At 72.2% G+C, this 24,695-nt stretch carries 18 protein-coding genes; 9 read left to right on the forward strand and 9 right to left on the reverse strand.

Going from position 1 to position 24,695, the window contains the following annotated elements; all coding sequences use genetic code 11:
• Position 1: 1 nt before the first annotated feature.
• From AACH10_RS02710 to AACH10_RS02720, 3 genes are all read right to left on the reverse strand, one after another.
• Positions 2-1,627: a sigma-54 interaction domain-containing protein gene (locus AACH10_RS02710; RefSeq protein ID WP_341408812.1), complete on the reverse strand. Its 1,626-nt coding sequence runs from the start codon at positions 1,625-1,627 to the stop codon at positions 2-4.
• 55 nt (positions 1,628-1,682) lie between these two features.
• The gene (locus AACH10_RS02715; RefSeq protein ID WP_341408813.1) at positions 1,683-2,594 is read right to left on the reverse strand and encodes an MCP four helix bundle domain-containing protein; all 912 of its coding nucleotides are present in this window, start codon (positions 2,592-2,594) and stop codon (positions 1,683-1,685) included.
• Positions 2,595-2,702: 108 nt separating this feature from the next.
• On the reverse strand, positions 2,703-5,261 hold the full coding sequence (locus AACH10_RS02720; RefSeq protein ID WP_341408814.1) for a ligase-associated DNA damage response DEXH box helicase: 2,559 nt from the start codon (positions 5,259-5,261) through the stop codon (positions 2,703-2,705).
• Between the two features lie 127 nt (positions 5,262-5,388).
• On the opposite strand from AACH10_RS02720, the gene AACH10_RS02725 reads away from it, so the two are divergent.
• The gene (locus tag AACH10_RS02725; RefSeq protein WP_341408815.1) at positions 5,389-6,201 is read left to right on the forward strand and encodes an esterase/lipase family protein; all 813 of its coding nucleotides are present in this window, start codon (positions 5,389-5,391) and stop codon (positions 6,199-6,201) included.
• Between the two features lie 10 nt (positions 6,202-6,211).
• Here the strand turns inward: AACH10_RS02725 and AACH10_RS02730 are convergent, their stop codons facing one another.
• The 4 genes from AACH10_RS02730 to AACH10_RS02745 are packed head-to-tail and all read right to left on the reverse strand — an operon-like array spanning position 6,212 to position 11,271.
• On the reverse strand, positions 6,212-6,823 hold the full coding sequence (locus tag AACH10_RS02730; protein WP_341408816.1) for a DUF1294 domain-containing protein: 612 nt from the start codon (positions 6,821-6,823) through the stop codon (positions 6,212-6,214).
• A 42-nt stretch (positions 6,824-6,865) separates the two neighbouring features.
• Positions 6,866-8,101 carry an efflux RND transporter periplasmic adaptor subunit gene (locus tag AACH10_RS02735; protein ID WP_341408817.1) on the reverse strand — a complete coding sequence of 412 codons (1,236 nt, stop codon included), beginning with the start codon at positions 8,099-8,101 and terminating at the stop codon, positions 6,866-6,868.
• Between the two features lie 19 nt (positions 8,102-8,120).
• Entirely contained in the window at positions 8,121-10,499 is a 2,379-nt protein-coding gene (locus AACH10_RS02740) for an ABC transporter permease (protein WP_341408818.1), read from the reverse strand.
• A 7-nt stretch (positions 10,500-10,506) separates the two neighbouring features.
• Positions 10,507-11,271, reverse strand: a complete 765-nt coding sequence (locus tag AACH10_RS02745) for an ABC transporter ATP-binding protein (protein ID WP_341408819.1) — start codon at positions 11,269-11,271, stop codon at positions 10,507-10,509.
• Positions 11,272-11,551: 280 nt separating this feature from the next.
• Here AACH10_RS02745 and AACH10_RS02750 point away from each other — a divergent pair, with 280 nt between their 5' ends.
• Positions 11,552-12,301: a hypothetical protein gene (locus AACH10_RS02750; RefSeq protein ID WP_341408820.1), complete on the forward strand. Its 750-nt coding sequence runs from the start codon at positions 11,552-11,554 to the stop codon at positions 12,299-12,301.
• Between the two features lie 19 nt (positions 12,302-12,320).
• Complete coding sequence (locus AACH10_RS02755; RefSeq protein ID WP_341408821.1) at positions 12,321-13,832, forward strand: wax ester/triacylglycerol synthase domain-containing protein; 1,512 nt, start codon at positions 12,321-12,323, stop codon at positions 13,830-13,832.
• A 116-nt stretch (positions 13,833-13,948) separates the two neighbouring features.
• On the opposite strand, the gene AACH10_RS02760 is transcribed toward AACH10_RS02755, so the two are convergent.
• The gene (locus tag AACH10_RS02760; RefSeq protein ID WP_341408822.1) at positions 13,949-14,884 is read right to left on the reverse strand and encodes a histone deacetylase family protein; all 936 of its coding nucleotides are present in this window, start codon (positions 14,882-14,884) and stop codon (positions 13,949-13,951) included.
• A gap of 37 nt (positions 14,885-14,921) precedes the next feature.
• Between AACH10_RS02760 and AACH10_RS02765 the strand changes: the two genes are divergently transcribed.
• Genes AACH10_RS02765 through mltB form a run of 4 tightly spaced genes read left to right on the forward strand, consistent with a single transcriptional unit; the run spans position 14,922 to position 20,252 of the window.
• Complete coding sequence (locus tag AACH10_RS02765) at positions 14,922-15,851, forward strand: AAA family ATPase (protein ID WP_423228548.1); 930 nt, start codon at positions 14,922-14,924, stop codon at positions 15,849-15,851.
• Positions 15,848-16,891: a DUF58 domain-containing protein gene (locus AACH10_RS02770; protein ID WP_341408823.1), complete on the forward strand. Its 1,044-nt coding sequence runs from the start codon at positions 15,848-15,850 to the stop codon at positions 16,889-16,891. Before AACH10_RS02765 ends, AACH10_RS02770 begins: the two co-directional genes overlap by 4 nt.
• On the forward strand, positions 16,888-19,095 hold the full coding sequence (locus AACH10_RS02775) for a transglutaminase TgpA family protein (protein WP_341408824.1): 2,208 nt from the start codon (positions 16,888-16,890) through the stop codon (positions 19,093-19,095). The genes AACH10_RS02770 and AACH10_RS02775 overlap by 4 nt, the downstream gene beginning before the upstream one ends.
• Positions 19,096-19,097: 2 nt before the next feature.
• Positions 19,098-20,252 carry a lytic murein transglycosylase B gene (mltB, locus tag AACH10_RS02780; RefSeq protein WP_341408825.1) on the forward strand — a complete coding sequence of 385 codons (1,155 nt, stop codon included), beginning with the start codon at positions 19,098-19,100 and terminating at the stop codon, positions 20,250-20,252.
• 129 nt (positions 20,253-20,381) lie between these two features.
• On the opposite strand, the gene ompA is transcribed toward mltB, so the two are convergent.
• Positions 20,382-21,083 (reverse strand): outer membrane protein OmpA, encoded by a 702-nt coding sequence (gene ompA / locus AACH10_RS02785; protein WP_341408826.1) that lies wholly within the window; start codon positions 21,081-21,083, stop codon positions 20,382-20,384.
• A 278-nt stretch (positions 21,084-21,361) separates the two neighbouring features.
• Between ompA and gyrA the strand changes: the two genes are divergently transcribed.
• Both gyrA and AACH10_RS02795 read left to right on the forward strand, forming a co-directional pair.
• Entirely contained in the window at positions 21,362-24,016 is a 2,655-nt protein-coding gene (gene gyrA / locus AACH10_RS02790) for a DNA gyrase subunit A (RefSeq protein ID WP_341408827.1), read from the forward strand.
• The gene (locus AACH10_RS02795; RefSeq protein ID WP_341408828.1) at positions 24,013-24,675 is read left to right on the forward strand and encodes a DUF2059 domain-containing protein; all 663 of its coding nucleotides are present in this window, start codon (positions 24,013-24,015) and stop codon (positions 24,673-24,675) included. Before gyrA ends, AACH10_RS02795 begins: the two co-directional genes overlap by 4 nt.
• Positions 24,676-24,695 lie beyond the last annotated feature (20 nt).

Consider the following 24,695-nt stretch of genomic DNA (forward strand, 5'->3'; position numbering starts at 1 on the left):
CTCACTTGTCCTGCAAGGCGCTGTCCGGTGCCAGCGCCGCCAGCTTCTCGTACAGCGTGGCGCGGGCGATGCCCAGCAGGCGCGCGGCGGCCAGCTTGTTGCCACCGGTGGCGGCCAGGGCCTCGCGAATCGCCCGCGCCTCCAGCGCGGCGATGGCCTGCGGCAGCGGCACGATGGCCGCGGCAGCGTCGGGTCCTGGCTCGACAGCAGGTTCGCGCCGGTGATCCGACATCCGTGGCGGCATCGGATCCGGTGCCCGCTCGGGCGTCAGCGCCGCCGGCGGCAGCGCAGGCCGGGCGGCCGGCGCGCGCGCGGCATGCGCCAGCGTGATCGACGGCTCGGCCACACCGGCCGCCGCCTGCGGCACGGCGCCGACGGCCGAACCGAGTGCGCGGTCGATGTCGGCACGGTGCAGCACCGGCTCGTCGGTCATCAGCGCGGCCTGCTCCAGCACGTTGCGCAGCTCGCGGATGTTGCCGGGCCAGGCATGGGCGGCCAGGCGGTCGAGCGCATCGGCCGACAGGCTGCGGTGCGCCAGGCCCGAGCGGCGGGCGATGTCGTCGAGCAGGCTGTCGGCCAGCGGTTCCAGGTCGGCCATGCGCTCGCGCAGCGCCGGCAGGCGGATCGGCAGCACATGCAGGCGGTAGTACAGGTCGGCGCGAAAACGCCCGTCGGCCACCATGCGGCCCAGGTCGCGGCTGGTGGCGGCGATGACGCGCACATTCACCTTGTGCACGCGGTTGCTGCCCAGCGGCTCCACCTCCTGCTCCTGCAGCGCGCGCAGCAGCTTGGCCTGCAGCGCCAGCGGCATGTCGCCGATCTCGTCGAGGAACAGCGTGCCGCCATCGGCCAGCTTGAACTTGCCGTCGCGGCCCTTGCGGTCGGCCCCGGTGTAGGCGCCCGGCGCCACGCCGAAGAACTCGGCTTCCAGCAGGCTGTCGGGCACGGCGGCGATGTTCACGCCGACGAAGGGCGCAGCGGCGCGCGCTGAAGCCGCGTGGATGGCATGCGCCAACAGCTCCTTGCCGGTGCCGGTCTCGCCCAGCAGCAGCACGGTGCTCTCGGTGCCGGCCACGCGCCGCGCCTGGCGCTTGACCTCCAGCGCCGCCGGGCTGGCGCCGATGTAGGCGGCGATGGTGTACTTGCTGCGGCGCTGGCGCGACTGCTCGGCGGCCAGCTCGCGCTGCGCGCTCTCCAGCTCATGCTGGATGCGCACGAACTTGGCCATCAGCGGCTGCATGGTGCTCTCGGGGTGGTCCATCAGCACCATGCCGAGTGCGCCGATCACGGTGCCCGCCGCATCGCGCAGCGGCACGCGGCTGACCAGGAAGGTGCCGGCATGGTTGGTCAGCAGATCGACCATGATCGGGCGGCCGGTCTCGATGACCTGGCCCAGCAGCGTGTTGGGCACCACGGCCTCGATGCGCTGGCCGACGAACTCGTGCTCGCCGGTGAAGCCCAGCGCCGGCAGGAAGCGCTTGTAGCCCTCGCTGATCCACACGATGCGGTGCTCGCGGTCGACCACCATCATGCCCTGCACGGTCTGGGCATAGAGGTCGAACATCGATTGCGCGGCCAGCTTCAGCAGGCCGGCGGTGTCCTGCGGCAGGCCGGTGGCGGACAACATGGTGGGCGGCGAACGCGACAGTGCGGAGATGCCGCACTGTAAGCCCGCCCGGGGGCTACACCCGCTGCGCGGAGCCCGGTGCCGCGGGCGGCGAGGCCGCCGCCGGGGTGGCGGCGGGTGCACGCTCGCCGGCCGGCACGGCGCTCTGGCGCGCAATGTCGTCCAGCAGGGCCTGGGCCGCCTGCGCCGGCTCGGCCGGCCGGTCCGCCGTGTCGGGCCCGGTGCGCGCAGCGTCGCCCGGCGAATCCTCACCCGCCTGACCTGCCCGGCTGGCCCGTGCCGGTGCAGGCGGCGTGGCCGGCGCACCCAGCTGCGCACGCTGGGCCAGCGCCAGGAACACCCCGGCCAGCGACACGAACAGCAGGCCGCCCAGCATCGGCAGCAGGAACAGGCCCACCTCGCGACGGGCCTTCTTCACCGACCACTGCGCCAGGTCGTCGTGGTGGCGCCACCAGCGTTCCAGCGTGTCCAGCAGCTTGCGGTATGCGGCCTGGGATTCGCCGGACAGCAGGTGGCGGGCACGGCTGGCCTGCCCGGCATCGGAGGCCGAGGCACGGGCGGCGCCCAGCACCTGGTCCTGCACGGTCCACCAGGCGCCGAGCGCGGTGTTCACGTCGGCCAGCAGCTGGCGGTCGGAGGCGTCGCGCAGGCGCGCCACCTGGCTGGCCAGGCGCTCGGCGATGCGGCCGCGCTGCTGCATCAGCCGCGCCTCCACGTCGCGGCGCTCGCGTTCGTCGTCCAGCAGCAGCAGCAAGGCCTCGAGGCCGCGTGCCTCGTCGGCCAGCAGGGCCAGGTCATGCACCATGCGGGTGGCCGGCAGGGCCACCTCCTCCAGGCGCTCGAGCTCCTGGCCAAGGCGCGCCGCCCGGCTGAGCGACACGCCGGTGAGCACGCCCACCACGGCCAGCACCAGCACCAGCGCAAAGGCGAAGCGCTGGCCGTGTCGCAGCGGGTGCAGCAGGTTCATCGGAGTGGGCCGTGGCGTCGGGGTTTGGAATGGACGGGGCAGCCCCGGCATGCACCAGAGCCCACCCAGGCGCCATGGTGGCCCGGCCGGCGCGCGGCAATGCGCCGATCAGGCGGCCGAAGCCGGCCCAGTTCGGCGCCGACGGCGCGGTGCGGGCCCGGAGGCTGGCGCAGACACCGCGGCTGCATCCAGCACCGCTTCCGATTCGGCCACCATGCGCGCCAGCCGGTCGGCCAGCTTCTCGGTGGACAGCTGCTCGCGGAAGCGCTCGACCATCAGCGCCAGCGCGAACGGGCTGGGCGCGGCCAGCGTCACGGCCTCGATGCGCTGGGCGCGCATGCGCGCCAGGCTGGCGGCCAGGTGGGCGATGTCCAGCTCCTGCGCCAGCACCTCGGCATCGGCCTGGCCGAGCAGGCGGTTGCCGGGGTCGTACTTGCGGAACACCTCGTAGAACAGGCCCGACGAGGCCTGCAGCTGCCGCGTGCTCTTGGGCGCGCCGGGGTAGCCGGTGAACACCAGGCCGGCCACGCGGGCGATCTCGCGAAAGCGCCGCAGCGCCAGCTCGCTGCTGTTCAGGCTGGCCAGCACGTCGTGCAGCAGGGCATCATCGGCCTCGTCGCCGGCCAGCAAGCTGTGGTCGAGCAGGCCGGTGATGTCGACCGCATCGGCCGACAGCAGCTCGAAGCCGTAGTCGTTGATGCTGATCGAAAAGGTGTTGGGCCGCGCGCGCGCCAGCCGCCAGCCCAGCAGGCTGGCCAGGCCCAGGTGCACGAAGCGCCCGGCAAACGGGTAGATGAACAGGTGATGGCCTTCGCGCGAGCGGTACTGCTCCAGCAGCAGCGTGCCCGGCGTGGGCAGGCGCGACAGCCGCGCCTGGGCCTGCAGCATCGGCCGCGCGGCCTGCAGTTCGGGGTCGGTGGCGCGGTCCAGCGCGCCGGGCTCGGCACAGCCCGCCAGCACCGCCAGCGTGGCATCGGCCAGCTCGCTGCTCAGCGGCATCTTGCCGCCCTGCCAGCTGGGCACCACGCCGCGCTTGCCGCTGCTCTTCTTCACGAAGGCCACCATGTCCTGCGTGCGCACGTACTCCAGCACGCGACCGGCGAAGACGAAGCAGTCGCCCTTGTTCAGCCGGGCGATGAAGCCTTCCTCGATCTGGCCCAGGGTCCCACCCATCCCGGCCGACGAGAACCACTTCACCAGCATCGAGCTCTCGCCGACGATGGTGCCCACCTGCAGCCGGTGGCGCAGCGCGATGCCGCGGTCTTCCACGCGGTAGACGCCGTCGCGCAGCACCACGCGGTGGTACTCGGGATAGGCGCCCAGCGAGTCGCCGCCGCGCACCACGAAGTCCAGCGCCCACTGGAAGGCCTCGCGCGGCAGCGCGCGGTAGCTCCAGGCGCGGCGCAGCTCGTCGTACAGCGCATCGGCGTCGAATCCGCCGCCAAGCGCCACCGTCACCAGGTGCTGCACCAGCACGTCCAGCGGCTGCTCGGGCGCCTGGCGCGGCTCCACGCGGCCGGCGGCCACGGCGCGGCGCACGGCCACGGCCTCGATCAGCTCCAGCGTATTGGTGGGCACCAGCGTGACGCGGCTGGGCCGGCCCGGCTGGTGGCCCGAACGGCCGGCGCGCTGCAGCAGACGTGCCACGCCCTTGGCCGAGCCGATCTGCAGCACGCGCGACACCGGCAGGAAGTCCACGCCCAGATCGAGCGACGAGGTGGCCACCACGGCCTTCAGCGTGCCGGCCTTCAGGCCCGCCTCCACCCATTCGCGCACGGCCTTGTCCAGCGAGCCGTGGTGCAGCGCGATCTCGCCCGCCCACTCCGGGCGTGCGCTGAGCAGCAGCTGGTACCAGGCCTCGGCCTGCGAGCGCACATTGGTGAACACCAGCGTGCTGCCGCCCTCGGCCGCGGTGCGTGCGATCTCGTCGGCCACCGGCTGCTGCATTTGCGCACCGAGGTGCCCGCCCCAGGAGAAGCGCCCCGGCTGGGTCGGCAGCAGTGTGTCGATGACCAGGGTCTTGTCGATGCGACCGCGCACCAGGCGCGGCGCCGGCCGGCGGGCCCTAGTGCCCAGCAGCATGGCCATGGCCGCTTCCAGGTTGCCCAGCGTGGCCGACAGGCCCCAGACCACCAGCTTCGGGTTCCAGGCCTGCAGCCGGGCCAGCAGCAGCTGCACCTGCACGCCGCGCTTGTTGCCCACCATCTCGTGCCACTCGTCCACCACCACGGTGTGCACGCCGCGCAGCAGCTGGCGTGCATCGGCCTTGGTGAGCAGCAGCGTGGCCGATTCGGGCGTGGTCACCAGGGCCGTGGGCAGGCGCCGGTCCTGCCGCGCACGTTCGGCGCCGGGTGTGTCGCCGCTGCGCAGGCCCAGCGTCCAGGCCGGCGCCAGATCGGCCAGCGGCGCGGCCAGCGCGCGCTGCGTGTCGGCCGCCAGCGCGCGCATCGGCGTGATCCACATCAATCCCAGCGGCGGGGCCTGCGCCGCCTCGCGAGGACCTCGCAGCACGGCCCCCAGGCCCACCGCATAGGTCTTGCCGGCGCCGGTGGTGGCATGCAGCAGGCCGCTGCGGCCCTCGGCCATGGCCTGCCACACCTCGCGCTGGAACGCGAAGGGCGTCCAGCCGCGTGCGGCAAACCAGGCTTCGGCCGGGGTGTCATGCATCGGCCCATTGTCCCGGAGGTGACGCATTCATCTGACAAATGCAGGGATTCCTCTAGACGTCTCTCCCGAAGAACGCCCCAGGACGGGGCGGACAATGCCGGTCACCGTATCGTCATCCTGTCCACCGATGGCCACCCGACATCCGCACCGCGGCGCACCGCACACCTGGCACTCGCTGATCGAGTGGCGTGCGCTGCTGGAGATGGCCATGTTGCCGATGGCCTGGCCGCTGCTGGCCACGGCCCAGCCGGGCGACGGCCACCCGGTGCTGCTGTTGCCCGGCTTCATGGCCGACGAGGGCACGCTGGTGGCGCTGAAGCTGTTTCTGCGTGGCCGCGGCTACGACGTGCAGACCTGGGGCCTGGGTCGCAACATCGGCTTCCAGCGCCGCCATGCCGAGGCGCTGGAAAAGAAGATCCGCTACCTGCACCACAAGACCGGCCGAAAGGTCAGCCTGGTGGGCTGGAGCCTGGGCGGCGTGTTCTCGATGTACGGCGCGCTGCAGGCCAGCGAGTGCGTGCGCCAGGTCATCACGCTGGGCAGCCCGATCAGTGTCGACCCCGAAGGCAGCCGCTCGCCGCCGCTGGTCAAGGCGCTGTACCGCATGATCGCCCACCCGATGGGCCCCGAGGTGCACGTGATGCAGCCGCGCGCCAAGCGTCTGCGCGAGCACCAGCTGCCGCCGGTGCCGATCAGCGCGCTGTACTCGATCAGCGATGGCGTGGTGCCGCCACAGGAAGCCACGGTGGACGGCCCCGACACCCAGGTGGAGAACATCCGCGTGGCCGGCAGCCACACCGGCCTGGGCTTCAACGCCATGGTGATGTGCGTGGTGGCCGACCGCCTGGCCCTGCCCGAAGGCCAGTGGCGCCCGTTCCAGCCCGCCGGCCTGCCGGGCATGGCCTACAAGCTGCTCACCCACGACGCCCTGCCGGTCTGAATGCGTCGTTTCAGCCGGCGTTCTGCCGGGCCAGCCAGACGCTGCCGGCCACGAAGGCCGTCACATTGAGCGCCACCGTCAGCCAGAACATGGTCCGGAATTCCCGCTTCACCGTCTTGTGCCTGAGCAGTTGCTGGGCCAGCAGCGCGCCGGGCCAGCCGCCGATCAGCGACAGACCGTGCAGCGTGCTCTCGCGCACCCGCCAGGCCTGACGCTCGGCCGCCGACTTGTCCACCGCATAGCTGGCGAAGGCCGCGAGACTGGCCCCCAAGTACAGCCAGCCCAGCCAGAACGGAGGCCGCCAGACATAGGCCACGGCCAGGGCCAGGACCACGAAGGCCGGCAGCACGAACAGACTGGCCGTGCCGAAGGCCGCGGCCTCGGAGCGCCGCGCACGCGGGGGCGGCGCCGATGACCGCAGCGGCGTCACCCGCGCCGCGCGCTTCTTGCCCTGCTGCCCGGGCTCCACCTCGAAACTGAAGCGCTGACCCAGCCTGGGCCGGCCGTCGAGTCCGCTGATCGCCCGGATGTGCACCCAGATGGGCTCACCGCCCTGGGTCGATTCCAGATAGCCGAAGCCGCGCGCGTCGTCCCAGCGCGTGAGGGTGCCTTCGAATCGCATGATGGCCGGCATGCTAGCGCGCAGTCGCAGCGTCAGCGGCGGTCAGCCTCCTGCCGACAGCGTAGGCACCGCCCTCGCCTTCACCCGCACGCCATCGGCCACCGCGGCCGGCGGGTAGACGATCACCGTCTCGCCCTCGGCCAGGCCGCTGCTCACCCAGGCCTGCTGGCCGTTGCGGCCACCGAGGGTGATGTTCTTCAGCCGGGCGTGGCCATCAACCAGCGCGAACACCGCCGCCTGGCCGTTCACCGCGGCCTGGCCCGGCACCGGGAACACCGCGCTCACCGGCACCATCAGCACGCCGTCGCGCTGCTGCGTCAGCACGCGCACGCCCACGCGGTAGCCGTCGCCCAGTGCGCGCCACTGTTCGGGCGGGCTCGTCAGGTCGATCAGCACGTTGACGCGCTGCTCCTCCACACCCAGCGCCGAGACCTTGGTGAAGCCCGCCGGCTCGACCTGGCGCACCCGCGCCTGCAGCTCGCCCGCACCGCCCCAGCGGTCGATGCGCACCGGCGCGCCGGATGTCAGCGCCAGCGCCTCGGTGGTCAGCAGCTCGGCCACGATCTCGAGCCGCGCGGTGTCGCCCAGCTCCAGCAGCACGGTGCCCGGTGCCACGGTGTTCTCGCTGACCTGGTGGATCTTCAGCACCCGGCCGGCCACCGGGGCGCGCACGGCAAAGGGCTGGCCGCCCGCCGTGCCGGCCGGTGCGCTGGCCAGCAAGGCGGCGCGCGCCTGCTGCACCTCGTGCTCGGCCACATGCTGGGCCTGCTCGGCGGCGGCCAGGGCCTGCTGCGCGGCCTGCACGGCCAGGCGGTCGCTGTCGAGCTTGGTGGGCGCCACGAAGCCCTGCTGCGCCAGCTGCTCGCTGCGCGCCAGATCCGTCCTGGCCTGGGCCAGCGCCACCTTCTGCTGGCCCACGCCGGCGATGGCGCGCTGCACGCCGGCGCGGGCGCTGGCCTCGCGCGCCTGCAACTCGGCGCGGGTGCGTGCGTCGAGCATGGGCGCGGGCTGCGGTGTGATTTCGGCCAGCACCTGGCCGACGCTGACCGCATCGCCCTCGCGCAGCGCGATGCGCGCCAGCCGGCCGGCCAGCGGCGCGGTGACGGCGTAGCGGTCGCGCAGCCGCGTGCGGCCGTCCTCGACCACGGCCTGCTCGTAGCGCCCCTTGGCCACCGTGGCCACCTCCACCGCCAGCGGGCGCGGCGCAAAGGCCCAGGCCAGCAGGGCCAGCGTGATGGCGCCGGCGACGGCGATCGTGATGCGGGTGTTGCGTTTCATGGCAAGGCGTGTCCGAGAGTCAGTCCCGCGTCTTCAGCGCCGAGACCATGTCGATGCGGTGGATGCGCCGCCGCACCACGGCGGCACTGGCCAGCGCCGCGCCCACCACGGCCAGCGCGGCCATGGCATAAGTGGCCGGCGAGATGACCACCGGGAAGAAGAACTGGTCGCTCTTGAGCAGCTGCGCGGTCAGCCCCACCAGGCCACGGCCCAGCAGCATGCCCAGCGGCAGCGCCACGGCGATCTGCAGCGCCATCTCGCCCAGCAGCAGGGCCGTGACCTCGCCGCGGGTGAAGCCCAGCACGCGCAGGCTGGCCAGCTCCCACGCCCGCTCGGCCAGCGCAATGCGGGCGTTGTTGTAGACCACGCCCACCGCGATGACGCTGGCGAACAGCGTGAGCACGCTGCTCATGATGCGGATGTTGCGCGCGGTGATCTCCTGCATGTTGCGCAGCATCGTGGCCTTGCTGAAGGCGCCGCTGACGGCCGGCACCTTCTGCGTGGCGGCCAGGAACTCGGCCTCGCGTCCGCGCTCCAGGCTGATGACGAAGCCGCTGGACAGGTCGCCATCGCCCAAGGCACGGTTCAGCGCATCGCGGCGTATGTAGGCGTTCAGGCCCATCATCTCGCGCACCAGGCCGTCCACCGGCAGCTGCAGCACGCGGCGCCGGCCGGTGGGCAGCGTGAGCTGCACCACATCGCCCACGCGCACGCCCAGCTTGTCGGCCAGGCGGTCGGTGAGCAGCAGGCCGTTGGCCGATGGCAAGGCCGCCTGGCCGTCCACGTCGACGATGCGGTAGAGATCGGGCACTTCCGGCATACCGCGCACCAGGATGCGCTCACGCCGGTGGCCCGAGACCAGCGTGCCCTCGACGAAGCGTGTGCTCTCCACCGCCAGCACGCCGGGCAGGCGCGCCAGCTGCAGCGCCATGCGGTCGTCGGCCGGCTCGGTGAGCCACACCGACACGTCGCTGCGCATCTTCAGCGTGAACTCGGTGTCGACGATCAGGCCGATGGCGTCGCGGAAGAAGTTGCCCATCACCACGATGGCCACGGCCGCCGCCACGCCCACGATGCCCAGGCCCGTGCGCAGCGGCTTGCGCTCCATGTTGCGCAGGATCATGCGCAGCGCCGGCGTCATGCGCGTGAAGCCCGCGCGCTCGGCCAGCGTGGGCTTGAAGTGGCCGGGCGACGGCGGCCGCATGGCCTCGGCCGGCGTCAGCCGCACCGTGGCCAGGATGGCGCTGAGCGTGCCCGCCACCGCGGTGGCCAGCGTGATGCCGCCGGCCAGCAGCACCAGGGCCGGGTCCACCATGTGCACCATGGCGGGAAAGTGGAACACCTCGCCATACAGGCCCATCAGCTGGCCGCCCAGCCAGTCGCCCAGCGCCACGCCCAGCACCAGCCCCACCAGCGCGATCAGGCCCACCAGCTGCAGGTAGTGCCGGGCGATCGCGGCGTTCGGGTAGCCCAGCGCCTTGAGCGCGGCGATCTGCTCGCGCTGGGTGCTGACCAGGCGGCTGACCACCACATTCAGCAGAAAGGCCGCCACCGCCAGAAAGATGCTGGGCAGCACCGTACCCAGCACGCGCTGCTCGTTGATCTCGTTGTCCAGCATGGCGTGCGAGATCTGGTGTTCGCGGCCCAGTGGCTCGCTGCCGCCATAGGGTGCCAGCAGCGCGCTCATGCCGTCCAGCACCGCGCGCTCGCTCACCGTGCGCGCGCCGGCCGGCGCCAGGCGCACGGCCGCGCGGTTGAAGGCGCCGTCCATGTCGTAGGCGGCGGCCAGCGCATCGTGGTCGACCCAGAACACGCCGAAGCCGCGCTGGTCGGGCATGCCGAACAGGCCGGCGAAGATGAACTCGGGCGACAGCGCCCAGCCCGCGATGCGCAGCGTGCGCAGCCGGCCGTTCACCAGCGCCTGCACCGTGGCGCCGGGCTGCAGGCCACGGGCCTGGGCGAAGCCCTGGCTGACCAGGGCCTCGATCACGGCGCCATCGGTGCTTGAAGCTTGCAGGCCACGGCCCGCCACCACGGTGACGAGGTTCAAGCGCGGCGGGTTGCGCCGGTCCACGCCGATCAGCTGGCCCAGCACCGGATCGCTGCTGCCGGGCACGGTGATGCGCACCACCTGCTCGATGGTGGTCTGCACATCGGCCACGCCAGGCACGGAGCGCAGCCGCTCGGCCAGCGCCAGCGGCGCGCGCTTGACGGTGGCAAAGGCCTCGGCAAACCGGCCCTGGGCGTAATAGGCCTCGCGCGCGGCATCCAGCGAATCCACGGCGGACAGGCTGGTCAGAAAGCCGCCGATGCCGCTGGCCACCACCAGCGCGATGGTCAGCGCCTGGCTCCACATCAGGCGCAGGTCGCGCAGCAGCTTTCTGTCCAGCGCCTTCATGGCCGGCCTACCAACTCAGGGCCGACGGGTCGACCTTGTGCGCATTCACCTCGATGCGCTGGATGCGGCCGTCGCCCAGGTGCACCACGCGGTCGGCCATCTGCGCGATGGCGGCGTTGTGCGTGATCACCACCGTGGTGGTGCCCAGGGTGGCGTTGACGCGGGCAATGGTTTCGAGCACGCGCTTGCCGGTGGCGTAGTCGAGTGCGCCGGTGGGCTCGTCGCACAGCAGCACCTGCGGGCGCTTGACGATGGCACGGGCAATCGCCACGCGCTGCTGTTCACCGCCCGAGAGTTGCGCCGGAAAGTGGTCGCGCCGCGGCAGCAGGTCCACCTGGGCCAGGGCCTCGTCGATGGGCATCGGGTCGGCCACGATGTCGGTGACCAGCGCCACGTTCTCCCAGGTGGTGAGGCTGGGGATCAGGTTGTAGAACTGGAACACGAAGCCCACATGCTCGCGGCGGTAGCGGGTGAGTTCGGCGTCGTCGGCGCGGGTGAGTTCGTGGTCCTCGTAGAACAGCGTGCCGGCCGAGGCCACCTCCAGCCCGCCCACGATGTTCAGCAGCGTGCTCTTGCCGCTGCCCGACGGGCCCAGCAGCACCAGGAACTCGCCGCGGCGGATGTCCAGGTCCACATCGCGCAGCGCCAGCACCGGCACGTCGCCGGCCTGGTAAGTCTTGCCCAGGCCACGGGCGCGGAACACCACCGGCGCCCCGGCGGCGGCCGGGTCCGGCGGCGCCGGGGCGGCGGCAACTGCGGTGGCATCGCTCATGCCGGCATGCTGCACCGCAGCGCCCCGCCCGCCCTTGAGCGCGGTCAAGACCCGCGGACCGTGCGGGCCGGCCCGCCCACCCGGCGCGAGGGCGCGCGGCAGTGCCGGCCATCGGCGTCTCGACTGGAGTGCACACCCTAGGCCGCGCGGCGGGTTTTGGGTTTCGCCCCCTAGGCCCGCGGGGCGACAGTGCGGTCACGGGCTCGCGGGGTGATCGCCATCGGCAGTCACCCGGTCCCGGGCCCCACCAGATCTTGTCAAACTACCCAGCGAGGACATCATGAGCCGTCAGACTCTGCGCGCCGTCACCCTGCAAACCGTGGCCACCGCCACCCAGGCCGCCGAAGCCACCGTGGGCGCCTACCGCGCCGGCGGTCATCGCCTGGTGGCCGTGATCCAGCAACGCGTGGCCGCCCCCACCGTGGCCCGCACCCAGCCCTACGCGCCGCGCCTGGCCTCGGCCCTGGGCCAGACCAGCAGCCGCGCCGGCCGCATGGCCGACCAGGGCATCGACCTGCTCAGCGACCGCACCGAGCAGGCCATCAGCGTGGCCGCCAAGGGCGTCACCGCCCAGGTCAAGCGCGTGGCCCAACTCGCCGAAGGCGTGGACAACCGCGTGCTGGCCAGCGGCCTGGACACCGCCGCCCGCATCACGCTGCCCGGCGCGCAGGCCGCGCTGGCGCTGACCGAGCGCCTGGCCGATGGCGCCGGCAAGCTGGCCCGCAGCGCCGCCGGCCCCAAGGCCGCCCGTGCCAAGACGGCCAAGGCCGCCAAGGCCGCGCCGAAAGCCGCCACCAAGGCCCCGGCCAAGGCGCCCGCCCGCCGCGCTGCAGCCGCCAAGCCCGCCACCCCGCTGGCCGAGGTGGTGAAGGCCGCCGCCAAGCCGGTGCGCCGCGCCGTGAAGGCCGTGGCCCAGCCTGCCGCCCCCAAGACTGTCGCCAAGGCCCCGGCCAAGCCGCGCGCCGCCCGCCGCCCGGCCGCCGCCCCGGTGGTGAGCGCCGCCCCGGCCACCGAGGCCGCCGCGGCCTGATCGCCTGAAGGCCGCCACGATGCGCCAGCTCAGCGGGCACGACGCCGGTTACCTGTACGCCGACACGGCGCATTCGAACGCCAACGTCAGCCTGCTGCACATCTACGACCAGAGCACCGCGCCCGGCGGCGTGGTGCGCTTCAAGCAGATCCTGGCGCATCTGGAACGGCGGCTGCACCGCGCACCGCTGTTCCGCCAACGCCTGCAGCGCGTGCCGCTGGGGCTGGACCATCCGTATTGGGTCGACGACGAGAACTTCGACCTCGAATACCACGTGCGCCACATCGCCCTGCCCAAGCCGGGCGACTGGCGCCAGTTCTGCATCCAGGCCTCGCGCATCCACGCACGCGCGCTCGACCTCGACCGCCCGTTGTGGGAGCTCTACGTCATCGAGGGCCTGGACAGCTTCCTGGATCTGCCGGTGGGCAGCTTCGCGCTGCTGCTCAAGACCCACCTGGCGGCGATCGACCTGGGCGCCGTGAGCGCGCTGACCGCGCTGCTGCACGACACCGACGCCACCGCCGCCGACAGCGGCCCGCCCGAGCCCTGGTTCGCCGACAGCCCGCCCGGCCGGCTGGCCCTGGTAGCGCGTGGCGCCGTGCAGTCGGCCAGCGCGCCGCTGCGCCTGGCGCGCCCGCTGTGGCGCGTGGCCAGCCATGTGGCACCGGCCGCGGCCGCGCTGGCGCGCGAGATGCTGCTGCGCCCCGAGCACCTGGCGCCCACGCGCTTCAACTCGGTGGTGTCGCCGCACCGCGTGTTCGAGACCCGCCGCTTCACCGATGCCGAGTTCGACAGCGTGCGCGGCCTGGTGCCCGGCGCCACGCTGGACGACGCGGTGCTGGCCGTCTGCGGCGGCGCGCTGCGCCGCTACCTCGACCACCATGGCGAACTGCCCGAGGGCCACGGCCTGAGCGCCATCTCCCCGGCCGGCCACGATGCCGACGGCCACGTCGACGACGGCCCGACCTGGCGCCACCTGGCCCTGCACACCGACCTGGCCGACCCGATCGAACGGCTGGCCGCCATCCGCGACCAGCGCCATGCCGCGCCCGATGCCGTGGCCCAGGCGCTGGGCAGCCGCGAGTGGCGCGAGGCCGGCGAGCAGGCCTCGGCCACGATGCTGGCCTGGAGCCGCCGCCTGGCCCAGCGCGCCGGCGCCCAACTGGGCCGCCGCGCGCCACCGGCGCACTGCACCATCACCCACATCCCGGCCCCGGCGCAGCCGCAATACCTGTGCGGCGCGCGCATGACCTACACCTCGGCCATCGTGCCCATCACCGACGGCCTGGGCCTGGCCTTCGCGGTGACGCGCTACGACGGCCGCGTGGTGATCTCGCCCACCTCCTGCCGCGAACTGATGCCCGACCCCGAGCAGTTCGCGCTGTACCTGCGCGACAGTTTCCAGGAGTACCTGGCGCTGGCAGCCCAGGCCAAGCCCCAGGCAACCAAAGCCACCCGAGCACGCAAGCCGTCGCAAGCGATCGCCGCCAAGCGCGGTGCCTCGGGCCGAGGACGCCGGGCGGCTGGCTGACGTAGGTAAGAGGGGGAGGGCCGCAGGCCCGGAGGACACGGAGTCAGCCGGCCGCCCGGTGGCCTCGGCCTCGTGCAGGTGACCGCACAGCGATCACCTGCAGCAAGCAGACAGCATCAAACGTCGGCCAAGACGCGCACATGCGCCACCACGCTGCGCGCCAGCGCGCTCAGCACATAGCCGCCCTCCAGCACGCTGACGATGCGGCCCTTCGCATGCCGGTCGGCCACGTCCTTCAGCCGGCGCGTGATCCACTCGTAGTCGGCCTCCACCAGGCCCAGCTGGCCCAGGTCGTCCTCGCGGTGCGCATCGAAGCCGGCCGAGATGAAGATCATCTGCGGACGGAAGTCTTCCAGCCGCGGCATCCACATCACGTCGATGATCTCGCGCACCTCCATGCCGCGGGTGTACGGCGGGATCGGCACGTTGACCATGTTCTCGCCCTTGGGCACCGCGCCGCTGTTGGGGTAGAGCGGATGCTGGAAGAAGCTGCACATCAGCACGCGGTCATCGCCGGCGATGATGTCCTCCGTGCCATTGCCGTGGTGCACATCGAAGTCGATGATCGCCACCCGCTCCAGCCCCAGCACGTCCAGCGCATGGCGCGCCGCGATGGCCACGTTGTTGAAGAAGCAGAAGCCCATCGTCTCGTCGCGCGTGGCGTGGTGGCCGGGCGGGCGCACCGAGCAGAAGGCGTTCTCCACATCGCCCTTCACCACGGCCTCGGTGGCCGCGATGGCCGCGCCCGCCGAGCGCAGCGCCGCGCGCCAGGTGCCGGGGCAGGCCACGGTGTCGGGGTCCAGGTGGCGCGGCTCGCCGCTGGCCTGAATCTGCTCCAGGAAATCCTTCAGCTGCATCACGTAGTGCGCGGTGTGCGCCCGCTCGATCTGCTCCAGCGTGGCCAGCGGCGCCTCGCGGTGGTCGAGCGCCATGTCGATGCCCGAGGCGAGCAGTTGATCATTGATCGCGTCGAGCCGCTGCGGGCACTCCGGATGGCCCGCACCCATGTCGTGCAGACGGCAATCCGCATGGGTGTAGAAGGCGGTGGACATGAAATGGCTCCTCGGTTTTTCCGGTATGGTGCCGCGCATGCCTGAACCCATGCTTGCGCAGCAGCTCACCCGTCTTGCAGATCAGATTAGCACGGTGATCGTGGGCAAGCGGGCACAGATCGACGACTGCCTGGCCTGCCTGCTGGCCGGCGGACACCTGCTGATCGAAGACCTGCCCGGCGTGGGCAAGACCACGCTGGCGCATGCGCTGGCCGTGTCGCTGGGGCTGAAGTTCGCCCGCGTGCAGTTCACCGCCGATCTGATGCCCACCGACCTCATCGGGGTCAGTGTGTTCGAGCGCCAGCGCGATGCCTTTGCCTTCCATCAAGGCCCGGTCTTCACTCAGGTGCTGCTGGCCGACGAGATCAACCGCGCCGGCCCCAAGACCCAGAGCGCGCTGCTCGAGGCCATGGAGGAGCACCAGGTCACGGTGGAGAACGAGACCCGGCCGCTGCCGGCGCCCTTCTTCGTCATCGCCACGCAGAACCCCAGCGACCAGCTCGGCACCTACCCGCTGCCCGAGAGCCAGCTCGACCGCTTCCTGATGTGCATCAGCCTGGGCTACCCCGACCGCGCCAGCGAGCGCGCGCTGCTGGCCGGCGAGGACCGCCGCCACCTGGTGGAACGCCTGGCGCCGGTGATGGACGCGGCGCAGTTGCAGGCCGCGCAGGCCGCGGTGGGCCGCGTGCATGTGTCGGATGCGCTGCTCGATTACCTGCAGGCGCTGATCGCCGCCACGCGCTCGGGCCAGTGGTTCGTGGAAGGCCTGAGCCCGCGCGCGGGCATCGCCATCCTGCGTGCCGCGCGCGCCCGTGCGCTGCTGGCGCAGCGCGACTACGCCGCGCCCGACGACATTCAGGCCATCCTGCCGCAGACCGCCGCGCACCGCCTGGTGCCGCTGCACAGCGCCGGCCGCGGCCGCGTGGAGCAGGTGCGGGCGATGATCGAGGCCGTCGGCATCCCATGACGCTGCGCGGCCGGTTTCGCCACTGGCTCGAGAACCGCCTGCCGCGCCGTGACAGCTGGCAGCTGACCCAGCGCAACCTCTACATCCTGCCCACGCGCGCTGGCTGGGGCTTCGCGCTCACGCTGCTGGTGATGCTGCTGGCCTCGATCAACTACCAGCTCAACCTGGGCTATGCGCTCACGTTCCTGCTGGCCGGCGCGGCCCTGGTGTCCATGCACCAGACCCACGGCAACCTGCGCCGCCTGGTGCTGCACCTGCGTCCGCCGCAGCCGGTGTTCGCCGGCGAGCCGGCCACACTCGAGATCGTCATCGACAACCCCGGCCACGAGCGCCATGGCGTGGGCCTGGGGCTGTACGGCAGCGCACTGACCGCGCTGCGCGACGGTGCGCGGGGCCTGGCGCATTGCGACGTGCCGGCGCTGGGCAGCAGCATCGCGCGGCTGCAGATGACCGCGCCACGGCGCGGCCGCCACGCACTGCCCACGCTGCGCATCGAGACGCACTTTCCGCTGGGCCTGTTCCGCGCCTGGAGCGTCTGGCGGCCGGCCGCCGAACTGCTGGTCTACCCCGCGCCCGAGCAGCCCGCCCCGCCGCTGCCCGCGGGCGAGCCGGCCGGCGAAGGCGCCCTGCCCGTGCCGGCCCATGCCGGCGGGGGCGAGTTCGACGGCGTGCGCCCCTGGCGCCGCGGCGACACGCTGCGCCAGGTGGTGTGGAAGAAGGTGGCCCACAGCGGCGCACTGGTCAGCCGCGACATGCGCGGCAGCGCCAGCCGCGCACTGGTGCTCGACTGGCAGCGCTGCGGCAGCGGCGGCGCGGCCACCGGCCTGGCCACCAGCGATCCCGAGGCCCGGCTGTCGCGCCTGGCCGCCTGGGTGCTGGCCGCCGAGCACCAGGGCCTGCCCTACGCCTTGCGCCTGCCCGGCCGCGAGTTGCCACGGGCCGCCGGCGACGCGCAGCGCCGCAGCGCCCTGCAGGCCCTGGCGCTGTGGCAGCCGGGCCCGGCCGGCGGCGGGCCGCACCCCGGCGAGGCTGGCCGATGAGCGCCCCCACGCCCACCCCGGCCGACGCCACCGCACCGCTGCGCCCGGGGCGCTGGCAGCCCTGGCGCCAGTGGCCGCGTGACACGCGCGACACGCTGTTCCAGCTGCTGCTGATCGGCTGGATCACGCTGCCGCACCTGGGCCACCTGCCGCTGTGGTGCGGCGCGCTCACCGCGCTGGTGCTGCTGTGGCGGGCACAGATCGCGCTGCGCGGCGCCAGCCTGCCGGGCCGCTGGACCGTGGTGGTGGTGCTGGGCGTGGCGGTGGCGCTCACGCTGCTGACCGAGCGCACGCTGCTCGGGCGCGAGGCCGGGGTCACGCTGCTGGTGGTGCTGCTGGCACTCAAGACGCTGGAGCTGCGCGCGCGGCGCGACGCGATGGTGCTGTTCTTCCTCGGCTTCTTCCTGGTGCTGACGAACGCGCTGTACTCGCAGTCGCTGCTCACGGCACTGGCCATGCTGGTGGCCACCTGGGGCCTGCTGACCGCGCTGGTGCTGGCCCACATGCCGGTAGGCCGGCCGCCGCTGGCGCGCGCCGGCCGGGTGGCGCTACGCTCGGCGCTGCTGGGCCTGCCGGTCATGGCCGTGGTGTTCGTCCTGTTCCCGCGCCTGGGCCCGCTGTGGGGCCTGCCGCACGACAGCGTGGGCCGCACCGGGCTGTCGGGCTCGCTGCGCCTGGGCGGCGTGTCCGAGCTGGCCAACGACGACAGCATCGCCTTTCGCGTGCGCTTCGATGCGCCGGGTGGCCAGGCGCCGGCGCTGCGGGCCGATGACCTGTACTTCCGCGGCCCGGTGCTCTCGCGCTTCGACGGGCTGGAATGGAGCGCCTCGGTGTTCGCCACCACGCGCAACCCGCAGCGCATGCCCGACCTGCAGGTCAGCGGCCCGCCGCTGGGCTATGAACTGGTGCTCGAGCCCATCCGCCTGCCACTGCTGCCGCTGCTGGAGGCCACGCCGCAGCGCGCCGGCAGCGCCCCGGTGCTGCCCGACTGGACGGTCTGGCAGGGCACCGACCTGCAGTGGCGCACCGACCGGCTGGTGACCGAGCGCCTGCGCCTGCGCGCCGAAGCCCACACCCGCTTCCAGCACGGCCTGGCCATCGACGGGGCCGAGCTCGACGCGCTGCGCCGCTTGCCCGAGGGCTACAACCCGCGTGTGCTGGCCTGGGCGCGCGGCGTGCGCGAGCAGCTGGCCGGCGCCGACCCGCGCACGCTGGCCACCGCGGTGATGGCCCAGGTGCGCCAGGGCGGCTACGCCTACACGCTGGCGCCGCCGCCCTATGGCCGCGACGCCATCGACGAATTCTGGTTCGACGGCAAGGAAGGCTTCTGCGAGCACTACGCCACCGCCTTCGTCACCGTGATGCGGGCCATGGGCGTGCCGGCGCGCGTGGTCACCGGCTACCAGGGCGCCGAACCGCCCGATGCCGACGGCTGGCGCATCGTGCGCCAGAGCCATGCCCACGCTTGGGCCGAGTACTGGCAGGCCGGCTCGGGCTGGCTGCGCGCCGACCCCACCGCCGCCGTGGCCCCCGAGCGCGTGCGTGCCAGCCGCGCGCTGCCGCCCCGCCCGGGCCTGGTGGCCGGCGCGCTGCGCACGATGAACCCGGCGCTGGCCGACCGCCTGCGCCGCGCCTGGGAGAACCTGGACAACCGCTGGACACTGTGGGTGATGGGCTGGTCGCGCACGCGGCAGTTCGACCTGCTGCAGCACCTGGGCGTGCCACAGCCCGACACGGCCGATCTGGCGCGCGCGCTGGTGCTGCTGCTGGCCGGCGCCGCCAGCGTGGGCGCCCTGTGGGCCTGGCGTGACCGCCACCGGCAGGACCCGCGCCAGCGCCTGCACGGCGCCGTGCTGCACGCCTTGCAGCGCGCCGGCGTGGCCGCCCGGCCGCACCAGCCGCTGCGGCAGCTGGCGGCGGCCGTGCGCGCGCGGCATGACGGGCCGGCCGCTGAGGCGGTGGCCCAGGCGCTGCTGACGCTGGAGCAGCTGCGTTACGCGCCGGGGCCGGGGCCGGGGCTTGGGCCGCGCCCGCACGGCGCACTGCGCGCCGACGAGCGCCGGGCGTGGCGTGCGCTGCGCGCGGCCGCCGCCCGCCTGCCGGCCTGTGCGGCCCCCGCCCAGGCCGTCCCATCCGCCCTGGCCACCCACGTCGACCACCCTGCCACGCCGGTTGGCGACGCCCCGCCCCCTTCCCGCTCCTGACCATGCGCCCGATCAACCCGCCCGCCGCCTGCCGGCCTGTCACGCACCGGCGCCACACGGTCCTGGTGGCCGCACTGCTGCTGGCCGCTGCGCTGGCCAGCCAGGCCGCCACACCGGCCAAGCGCCAGAAGCCCAAGGCGAAGGCCAAACCGCCGGCGCACGCAACCCATGCGGCACGCCAGGCCGCAACCGCCAGCACCGGCCCCAGCTACGCGCAGCGGCCCGATGCAATGGCGCTGGCGCGCGAGATCGCCGAACGCCACGGCCTCGACCCGGCATGGACGCAGACCCAGTTGGCCGCAGCGCACCGCGCGCCGGCGGTGGAGCGGCTGATCATGCCGCCGCCGGCCGGCACCGCGAAGAACTGGGCCGCCTACCGCGCGCGTTTCGTCGAGCCGGCGCGGGTACAGGCCGGCGTGGCCTTCTGGGATGCGCAGGCGCGCTGGCTGGACGCCGCGCACGCCCGATATGGCGTGCCGCCCGAGGTGGTGGTGGGCATCATCGGCGTGGAGACCTACTACGGCCGCATGACCGGCGGCTTTCGCGTGCTGGACGCGCTGGCCACGCTGAGCCTCGACTTCCCCACCGGTCGCAAGGACCGCAGCCCGTTCTTCCGCGACGAGCTAGGCCAGTTCCTGGCCCTGGCGCGGCGCGAGGGCATCGATCCGGCCAACGTCAAGGGTTCGTTCGCCGGCGCCATCGGCCTGGGTCAGTTCATGCCGGGCAGCATCAACCGCTACGCGGTCGACTTCGACGGCGACGGCCATGTGGACATGGTGGCCAACCCGGCCGACGTGATCGGCAGCGTGGCGCATTACCTGGCCGAGCATGGCTGGCAGCGCGACCTGCCCACCCATTTCGGCGTCAAGCCGCCGGTGGACACCGCGGCCCGCGCCAGTCTGCTGGCCACCGACATCCTGCCCAGCTGGCGCGCCGCCCAGCTGGCCGAGCACGGCGCCGAGCTCGACGCCGCCGGCCAGGCCCATGGCGGCCCGCTGGCGCTGGTGGAGCTGCAGAACGGGGACGCGGCGCCAAGCTACATCGCCGGCACCACCAACTTCTATGCCGTCACGCGCTACAACTGGTCGGCCTACTACGCGCTGGCCGTGATCGACCTGGGGCGGGCGGTGGCGGCCCAGCGCCAGCTGGCGCGCTGAGCGCGGTGGCATCCAGTCGTCGCCAACGACAAACCCCGCCAGCCGGTGACGGCGTGCGGGGTCCGGAAACGACAAACCCCGCCGAGGCGGGGTTTGCTGCAGTGATGCAAGGCCCCGAGGGGCCCGGGATCACTTGACGGCGCGGGTACCGACCACTTCGATTTCCACGCGGCGGTTCTTCGCGCGGCCTTCGGCGGTCTTGTTGTCGGCGACGGGGTTCTTCTCGCCCTTGCCTTCGGTGTACACGCGGTTCTTCTCGATGCCCTTGCCGGTCAGGTAGGCCTTGACGGCTTCGGCACGCTTGACCGACAGCTTCTGGTTGTAAGCGTCGGTACCGGCCGAGTCGGTGTGGCCGACGGCGATCACGACTTCCAGGCTGACGGCGGCGGTCTTGCCAACCAGGTCATCCAGCTTGGCCTTGGCTTCGGGCTTCAGCACAGCCTTGTCGAAGTCGAAGAAGGCGTCAGCGGCGAAGGTCACCTTCTCGCTGGTGGGCTTGGCCGGGACCGGCGCAGCAGCCGGAGCGGGCGGGGCCACCGGAGCGACCGGCGCGGGAGCCGGAGCCGGCGGGGGCGGCGGGGGAGCCACGCGCGGCGCGGGGGCCGGAGCGGGCGGGGGAGCCTTCTTCAGTGCGCCATCGCACTGCTCGGCGGCCGTGGCCGGCGTCCATTGCGCATCGCGCCAGCACAGCTCGTTGGTGCCGTTCTTCCACACCGTGCCATCCGTGCCGCGCCAGTTGTCGCCACCCGTGCTGACTTGAGCGAAGGCCGCGAGCGGCGCAGCGATTGCGGCCGACGCGAAGAGCACCGCCACCTTGTTCAGTTTCTTCATGATTCTCCTCTCGAGGAAAGCCGCAGATGACTGCGTAACGTCCAAATCGGAAGCAAGAAAAGCCGACAAACACCCGGTTCGGCAGGCGTTTGCCACCGATGAATCATTGTGCCACGCACATTTCGGCAGACTCGTTTTTCAGCCACCAGATGCGCTGAACGCGCCGGTATGTTGCATGGCCGCGACAACCGGGCGCCGCTTAGAATGACGGATTGCCCACCCGGGACGCCGGGAAGGGCCTGTCCTCGATGCCCGGCGCTTCAGCCCGCCGCACCCGCATGACGTCCTTCGCCAAGGAAACCCTGCCCATCAGCCTCGAAGAGGAGATGCGGCGTTCGTACCTGGATTACGCGATGAGCGTGATCGTCGGCCGTGCGCTGCCGGATGCGCGCGACGGCCTGAAGCCGGTGCACCGGCGCGTGCTGTTCGCGATGCACGAGCTGAACAACGACTGGAACCGGCCGTACAAGAAGTCGGCACGTATCGTCGGCGACGTCATCGGTAAATACCACCCGCACGGCGACACCGCCGTGTACGACACCATCGTGCGCATGGCCCAGGACTTCAGCCTGCGCCACATGCTGGTGGACGGCCAGGGCAACTTCGGCTCGGTCGACGGCGACAGCGCCGCGGCGATGCGCTACACCGAAATCCGCCTGTCGAAGATCGCGCACGAGATGCTGGCCGACATCGACAAGGAAACGGTCGACTTCGCGCCCAACTACGACGGCTCGGAGAAAGAGCCGACCGTGCTGCCGGCGCGCCTGCCCAATCTGCTGGTCAACGGCAGCGCCGGCATCGCGGTGGGCATGGCCACCAACATCCCGCCGCACAACCTCAACGAGGTGGTGGATGCCTGCCTGCACCTGCTGAAGGTGCCCGAGGCCTCGGTCGACGAGCTGATGCAGATCATCCCGGCGCCCGACTTCCCCACCGCCGGCATCATCTACGGCCTGAACGGGGTGCGCGAGGGCTACCGCACCGGCCGCGGCAAGGTGGTGATGCGCGCCAAGGTGCACTTCGAGGACCTGGAGCGCGGTGCCCGTCAGGCGATCATCGTCGACGAGATCCCGTACCAGGTGAACAAGAAGACGCTTCTGGAGCGCATCGCCGAGCTGGTGCGCGAGAAGAAGCTCGAAGGCATCAGCCACCTGCAGGACGAGTCCGACAAGTCGGGCATGCGCGTGGTCATCGAGTTGAAGCGCGGTGAAGTGCCCGAGGTGGTGCTGAACAACCTGTACAAGCAGACGCAGCTGCAGGACAGCTTCGGCATGAACATGGTGGCGCTGATCGACGGTCAGCCCAAGCTGTGCAACCTGAAGCAGCTGCTCGAGATCTTCCTGGAGCACCGGCGCGAGGTGGTGACTCGGCGCACCGTGTACGAGCTGCGCAAGGCGCGCGAGCGCGGCCATGTGCTCGAAGGCCTGGCGGTGGCGCTGGCCAACATCGACGAGTTCATCGAGACCATCAAGAACAGCCCGACGCCGCCGGTGGCCAAGGCTGCGCTGATGGCCAAGGGCTGGGATTCCAGCCTGGTGCGCGAGATGCTGACCCGCACCGAGGGCACGGCGCCCGGCGGCAGCCGCGCCTACCGCCCCGAGGGCCTGCCCGACAGCTACGGCCTGCAGCCCGACGGCCTGTACCGCCTGTCCGACGACCAGGCCGGCGAGATCCTGCAGATGCGCCTGCAGCGCCTGACCGGTCTGGAGCAGGACAAGATCATCGGCGAGTACAAGGACGTGATGGCGGTCATCACCGACCTGCTCGACATCCTGGCCCGCCCCGAGCGCGTGACCACCATCATCGGTGACGAGCTGATCGCGCTGCGCACCGAGTTCGGCCAGACCAAGGTCGGCGCGCGCCGCTCGGTGATCGAGCACAACGTGCAGGAGCTCGGCACCGAGGACCTGATCACGCCCACCGACATGGTGGTGACGCTGAGCCACACCGGCTACATCAAGAGCCAGCCGCTGACCGAGTACCGCGCCCAGAAGCGCGGCGGCCGCGGCAAGCAGGCCACGGCGACCAAGGAAGACGACTGGATCGACCAGCTCTTCATCGCCAACACGCACGACTGGATCCTGTGCTTCAGCAACCGCGGCCGCGTCTACTGGCTGAAGGTGTGGGAAGTGCCGCAGGGCGGCCGCGCCAGCCGTGGCAAGCCCATCGTCAACATGTTCCCGCTGCAGCCCGACGAGAAGATCACCGTCGTGCTGCCGCTGACCGGTGAGTTCCGCAGCTTCCCGGGCGACCACTACATCTTCATGGCCACCGCGCTGGGCACGGTGAAGAAGACCGCGCTCGACGAGTTCAGCAACCCGCGCAAGGCCGGCATCATCGCCGTCGACCTGGACGAGGGCGACCACCTGATCGGCGCCGCGCTCACCGACGGCAAGCACGACGTGATGCTGTTCAGCGACGGCGGCAAGGCCGTGCGCTTCGATGAGGACGATGTGCGCGCCATGGGCCGCCAGGCCCGCGGCGTGCGCGGCATGATGCTGGAAGACGGTCAGAGCCTGATCGCCATGCTGGTGGCCGAGGACGAGACGCAGAGCGTGCTGACGGCCACCGAGAACGGCTTCGGCAAGCGCACCAGCATCGTCGAGTACACGCGTCACGGCCGCGGCACCAAGGGCATGATCGCCATCCAGCAGAGCGAGCGCAACGGCAAGGTGGTGGCCGCCACGCTGGTGCGCGCCAACGACGAGATCATGCTGATCACCGACAAGGGCGTGCTGGTGCGCACCCGTGTCTCCGAGATCCGCGAACTCGGCCGCGCCACCCAGGGCGTGACGCTGATCGCGCTGGACGACGGCAGCAAGCTCAGCGGCCTGCAGCGCATCGTCGAGAACGACGCCAACGACGAAGGCAACGGCGGCACCGACGGTGAGCCCGAGGCTGGCAACGACACCCCGAACCAGGATCCCGCATGACGTTTCTCCGACCGCTGGCGCAGGCCATCACCCTGGCCCTGATCGCCGGCAGCGCCGGTAGCGCATTCGCCCAGGCCGCCGCCGCGGCCTCGGCACCGGCGCCCGCCCCGGCCGCTGCGGCCGCCGCGTCGCCGGCCAAGAAGGAACTGGTGGCCAAGGTGCTGAAGCTGCAGCAGGCCGGCTTCGAGAACATCGGCGCCTCGCTGATCGGCGAGCCGGCGCAGATGCTGCTGCAGGGCGCCGGCCGTGCGCTGGGCCAGCAGCCGGCCGACAAGCGCGAGGCGCTGGCCAAGGACATCCAGGCCGAGGTGAAGAAGTTCTTCGACGCCAACGCGCCCTACATGCGCGAGCGCGCGGTGAAGCTGGCCGCCACCACCATCGGCCCGGTGCTGGAAGACAAGTTCAGCGAAGACGAGCTGAAGACGCTGGTGGCCTGGCTCGAATCGCCGGTGAGCCGCAAGTTCAGCGAGATCGTGCCGCAGAGCCAGCAACTGCTCAGCCAGAAGCTGGTGGAAGACACCCGCAGCACCATCGAGCCCAAGCTCAAGGCCCTGGAGCAGGGCGTGGCCAAGAAGCTGGGCATGCCGGCACAGCAGGGCAGCGCCCCGGCCGGTGGCGGCGTCAAGCCGCCTGCCGCCGCCGCCTCGGCCAAGAAGTAACCCCCGCCCTGCCCGACCCC

It is taken from the genome of Pseudaquabacterium inlustre, from assembly GCF_038066595.1.
In the GTDB taxonomy this organism is placed as follows: Bacteria; Pseudomonadota; Gammaproteobacteria; order Burkholderiales; family Burkholderiaceae_C; genus Pseudaquabacterium; species Pseudaquabacterium inlustre.

Bases quoted from the DNA above. Each gene is read 5' to 3' on its own strand.
- AACH10_RS02710 (WP_341408812.1), bottom strand. From the start codon at position 1,627: ATGTTGTCCGCCACCGGCCTGCCGCAGGACACCGCCGGCCTGCTGAAG.
- AACH10_RS02715 (WP_341408813.1), bottom strand. From the start codon at position 2,594: ATGAACCTGCTGCACCCGCTGCGACACGGCCAGCGCTTCGCCTTTGCG.
- AACH10_RS02720 (WP_341408814.1), bottom strand. From the start codon at position 5,261: ATGCATGACACCCCGGCCGAAGCCTGGTTTGCCGCACGCGGCTGGACG.
- AACH10_RS02725 (WP_341408815.1), top strand. From the start codon at position 5,389: ATGGCCACCCGACATCCGCACCGCGGCGCACCGCACACCTGGCACTCG.
- AACH10_RS02730 (WP_341408816.1), bottom strand. From the start codon at position 6,823: ATGCGATTCGAAGGCACCCTCACGCGCTGGGACGACGCGCGCGGCTTC.
- AACH10_RS02735 (WP_341408817.1), bottom strand. From the start codon at position 8,101: ATGAAACGCAACACCCGCATCACGATCGCCGTCGCCGGCGCCATCACG.
- AACH10_RS02740 (WP_341408818.1), bottom strand. From the start codon at position 10,499: ATGAAGGCGCTGGACAGAAAGCTGCTGCGCGACCTGCGCCTGATGTGG.
- AACH10_RS02745 (WP_341408819.1), bottom strand. From the start codon at position 11,271: ATGAGCGATGCCACCGCAGTTGCCGCCGCCCCGGCGCCGCCGGACCCG.
- AACH10_RS02750 (WP_341408820.1), top strand. From the start codon at position 11,552: ATGAGCCGTCAGACTCTGCGCGCCGTCACCCTGCAAACCGTGGCCACC.
- AACH10_RS02755 (WP_341408821.1), top strand. From the start codon at position 12,321: ATGCGCCAGCTCAGCGGGCACGACGCCGGTTACCTGTACGCCGACACG.
- AACH10_RS02760 (WP_341408822.1), bottom strand. From the start codon at position 14,884: ATGTCCACCGCCTTCTACACCCATGCGGATTGCCGTCTGCACGACATG.
- AACH10_RS02765 (WP_423228548.1), top strand. From the start codon at position 14,922: ATGCCTGAACCCATGCTTGCGCAGCAGCTCACCCGTCTTGCAGATCAG.
- AACH10_RS02770 (WP_341408823.1), top strand. From the start codon at position 15,848: ATGACGCTGCGCGGCCGGTTTCGCCACTGGCTCGAGAACCGCCTGCCG.
- AACH10_RS02775 (WP_341408824.1), top strand. From the start codon at position 16,888: ATGAGCGCCCCCACGCCCACCCCGGCCGACGCCACCGCACCGCTGCGC.
- mltB (WP_341408825.1), top strand. From the start codon at position 19,098: ATGCGCCCGATCAACCCGCCCGCCGCCTGCCGGCCTGTCACGCACCGG.
- ompA (WP_341408826.1), bottom strand. From the start codon at position 21,083: ATGAAGAAACTGAACAAGGTGGCGGTGCTCTTCGCGTCGGCCGCAATC.
- gyrA (WP_341408827.1), top strand. From the start codon at position 21,362: ATGACGTCCTTCGCCAAGGAAACCCTGCCCATCAGCCTCGAAGAGGAG.
- AACH10_RS02795 (WP_341408828.1), top strand. From the start codon at position 24,013: ATGACGTTTCTCCGACCGCTGGCGCAGGCCATCACCCTGGCCCTGATC.